Below are 3,322 nucleotides of genomic sequence, written 5' to 3'. Positions count from 1 at the left end.
CGCGGACCCCTACTAATCAAACCAACAACTAATTTTTCACTACTTTGATTTTATATAGATGTAGTTACCCCTATTGTCAACCCCGCAGCTTCCGATACATAACGACAAACACCTCCTACACAAACCAAACCTCCTCTTTGCCTACCATAAGATGCCGATATACGCGTCACTCCTCTAGTGTAACTTGTACCTATATTATAATAGTGCAATTGTTTTTCAGAATCATCATTCCCATAATTATACATATCACTACCATAAACAGACCACTTACTATTTAATGCAAATTCAACAGTACCCGCTACCCAGTTCTTTTTATCAGCATTTGCCCACATATGTTGCAGCTCAAGTCTAATTGACTTATTATCTAAAAACTGATAAGTAGTCTCTGCACTTACAATATTGGTTTTCACATCTTCAATTTTACCTAATAATACACGTGCATTATAATACTGATCAAGATACATAAACACAGACGACCAATTTTTAGTCCATTTTTTTCTAATCTCAATTCCTAAGTCATGGTAATATTTTTCTCCGAAGCCTAAAAAGTCCGAATCTATTCGCCCCTCTTTATAATTAACAATAGACTTCAATCCTGAAAAATAAGCACCATTCAACGAAACACTAGTACCATATTTACCACCTATAGTACTATTCTTAGGAAAACTATAGAAAAAATCAAGCTGCCCACCAATTTCACCACTTCTAGCGCCAAAAAAGTCTAAGGACTGCTGTGCTTGATAAACATAAATATTTTGAAGAGAATAATCATATTGCTTTGTTAGTGCTGGAACATAATTCACCACACCCTGTAAATATATATTTCCCGTTAATTCTCTTTCAGAATAAATCCCCATATTTTCAATACGTCTTAAGTTTAGAGCAACCGACATTCCTTTCTCAGAATAACCAGCATTAACTAACAACGCCTGCCCTCCTTGCTTACTAGAATAATCAACAACATTTCGATACGCTATATAATCTTCACCTTTATTCACATATTCTGCACCAAAATAAAAACCACCATAACTATAATCCGCCCTTACTGCAAAATTAGAATTAAAATTACCATAACCTTTGTTCTCATTACTCTCCTCGATTGACCTTCCAAAATAGCTTACGCCTACAGCTAAAACATTCTCTTCCCAACCAAACAAGTTTTCTAAATTCGCCATAAAATCAGCACCGAACAAATACGACTTAGAAAGATCAAACCCCATACCCACACGTTGCTTCCCACCAAATACAATAGCTTTCCCCCATTTATTTAAATCATACTTAACATTAAGACCCAACACAGCGTTATTGACCCCCAACTGTCTATCTTCCCATGCTCTAAAAAGTAGCCCGCTACCAATCTGTTCATAAAAATGCCCTGCAGTAATATCAATACCCCTATTTGAATCACGGTAATTAATATACGCAGTACCTATATTCACCTTATCATATTCAGGGGAGTAATTCAACAAAGCTTTAGGCATATACCCCTCCAACTGTACTCCAACAGTCCATTTACGAAAATCATAATCAACCTTCAAATAAGAATTTGAACGAAAACGCTCCTCAGCATCAATAGTAGACAACTTTATTTTATTATCATCCACATACCATTGTGAATTATTTTCAAACCCAGCTCTTAGTTGAGCATTAGCTTTAGTTACCGTTAAACAAAAACAAAAGCATAAAACAATGTATCGCATAATCCTATTTCTTTATAATACTCTTAATTTTTTTATACAGCTCTTTTTCAACACCAGGAGTATAACTCATGTGTTTATAAACAATCTCTCCTCTATAAACCACAATAGAAAAAGGAACATTGATGACATTCATGTATCTTTTAAGTTCATGATTTTCATCAAGCAAAACCTGATAATCCCAGCCTTTACCATCCACTAATGGCTTAACACGTTTAATAGATTTTGCATCATCAATTGAAACAGCTACTAACTCAACACCTGTTTCTTCTTGCCAATCCTCATAAACGTTGTGAATTGCTGATAGTTCTTTTAAACAAGGCCCACACCAAGTAGCCCAGAAACTAATAATAACTGGCTCCTCCTTTTTAGAGTAATCACTAATATTTACTTCTTTACCACTTAAGTTTTTTAACACAATATTTGATAATTCCAATTGCTGACAAAAAACAAACATTGGAAAACAAAAAATAAACAATACAAATAATTTCTTCATAATTAGTTAATTTAATCAAAACATACCGGTAAATATATATGAATTTTTTAATATACTTGTGTATAATTTAAGAAATTATAATTACCAACACTAAGTAAAAATAAAATCAAATGTTAAAAATTATGAAAAAAACAACTGTACTTAAATTACTACTGGCAATAACAGCAGTAATCACTTTAACGTCATGCTCATCATCAAGTGAAGAGGAAGTAATTACCCCTAAAGAACCTATCGGAGACTATGCCTTCAAGCACAAGGCACTACTCGAAGAATACACGTCCATTAGCTGTACATATTGCCCATATGGAGCATTTATACTACAAGAATTGGAAAAAACAGAAATTAAAGACAAATATATCTCTGTCGCAGTACACGATAACTTTGGAGGAATTAAAGATCCCTTTAAAGTACATAACGTTAATGACTTTATAAAAGCAACACGTGCCTCTTACTTTCCTGCTCTATTTTGGAATAGAAATAAAAACGTATGGGGAATAGAAAATGCCTTCTTTAATCTAACAGGTGAAAAAGACGAGCTTAATGAAGATAAAACTCTTGAAAGTATCAGAAAAAGAGGAGAACTAAAAACTAGTTCAATTGTCGGAATCAAAATAAACTCTGATATAAAAAACACCAAAGGACAGGTAACATTCTCCGTTAAATTCGCTGAAGATTTTAATCAAGACATCAAATATAGTGTATATATCATAGAAGATGGTTTAAAACAAAGACAATACAACGGAACTCCGTTATATGGAAACAAAAATGGGAGTGGAAGATGGGAAAATGACTTCATCCATAATCATGTCTTAAGAGCAGCAGATACGTTTCTAGGAACTATAATACCATCATCACAAACATTAAAAAACAAAGAAACTACACTAACAGTAGAGCTAGATCAATTTACTGTAGAAAATATTGAAAATTCAAGTGTCGTAGTCGTAATCATGAATAACAATGGAGCTGTATTAAACTCTCAAAAGGCAAAAGCAAACACAAAGCAAGATTACGAAATAATAAAATAAGTTTTATAAAGACATCTAAATCTTAAAAAACAAAAAAGCCAGACAAAAATGTCTGGCTTTTTGATATTTGCTCCCCCTCTTGGGCTCGAACCAAGGACCCTCTG

At 33.4% G+C, this 3,322-nt stretch carries 3 protein-coding genes; 1 reads left to right on the top strand and 2 read right to left on the bottom strand.

Annotation, left to right across the window (positions count from 1 at the left end; translation table 11 throughout):
* Positions 1-50: 50 nt before the first annotated feature.
* Both GJV77_RS14500 and GJV77_RS14495 read right to left on the bottom strand, forming a co-directional pair.
* Positions 51-1,700: a DUF6029 family protein gene (locus GJV77_RS14500; RefSeq protein WP_155037048.1), complete on the bottom strand. Its 1,650-nt coding sequence runs from the start codon at positions 1,698-1,700 to the stop codon at positions 51-53.
* 4 nt (positions 1,701-1,704) lie between these two features.
* Positions 1,705-2,193, bottom strand: a complete 489-nt coding sequence (locus tag GJV77_RS14495) for a TlpA family protein disulfide reductase (protein WP_155037047.1) — start codon at positions 2,191-2,193, stop codon at positions 1,705-1,707.
* A gap of 122 nt (positions 2,194-2,315) precedes the next feature.
* On the opposite strand from GJV77_RS14495, the gene GJV77_RS14490 reads away from it, so the two are divergent.
* Positions 2,316-3,218: an Omp28-related outer membrane protein gene (locus tag GJV77_RS14490; RefSeq protein ID WP_162521643.1), complete on the top strand. Its 903-nt coding sequence runs from the start codon at positions 2,316-2,318 to the stop codon at positions 3,216-3,218.
* Positions 3,219-3,322 lie beyond the last annotated feature (104 nt).

The organism is Myroides pelagicus, assembly GCF_009711055.1.
GTDB lineage: Bacteria > Bacteroidota > Bacteroidia > Flavobacteriales > Flavobacteriaceae > Flavobacterium > Flavobacterium pelagicum.
This window is presented reverse-complemented; position numbering and strand designations above follow the sequence as displayed.

Excerpts from the sequence above, each read along its gene's own strand:
- GJV77_RS14500 (WP_155037048.1), bottom strand. The coding sequence starts at position 1,700 with ATGCGATACATTGTTTTATGCTTTTGTTTTTGTTTAACGGTAACTAAA.
- GJV77_RS14495 (WP_155037047.1), bottom strand. The coding sequence starts at position 2,193 with ATGAAGAAATTATTTGTATTGTTTATTTTTTGTTTTCCAATGTTTGTT.
- GJV77_RS14490 (WP_162521643.1), top strand. The coding sequence starts at position 2,316 with ATGAAAAAAACAACTGTACTTAAATTACTACTGGCAATAACAGCAGTA.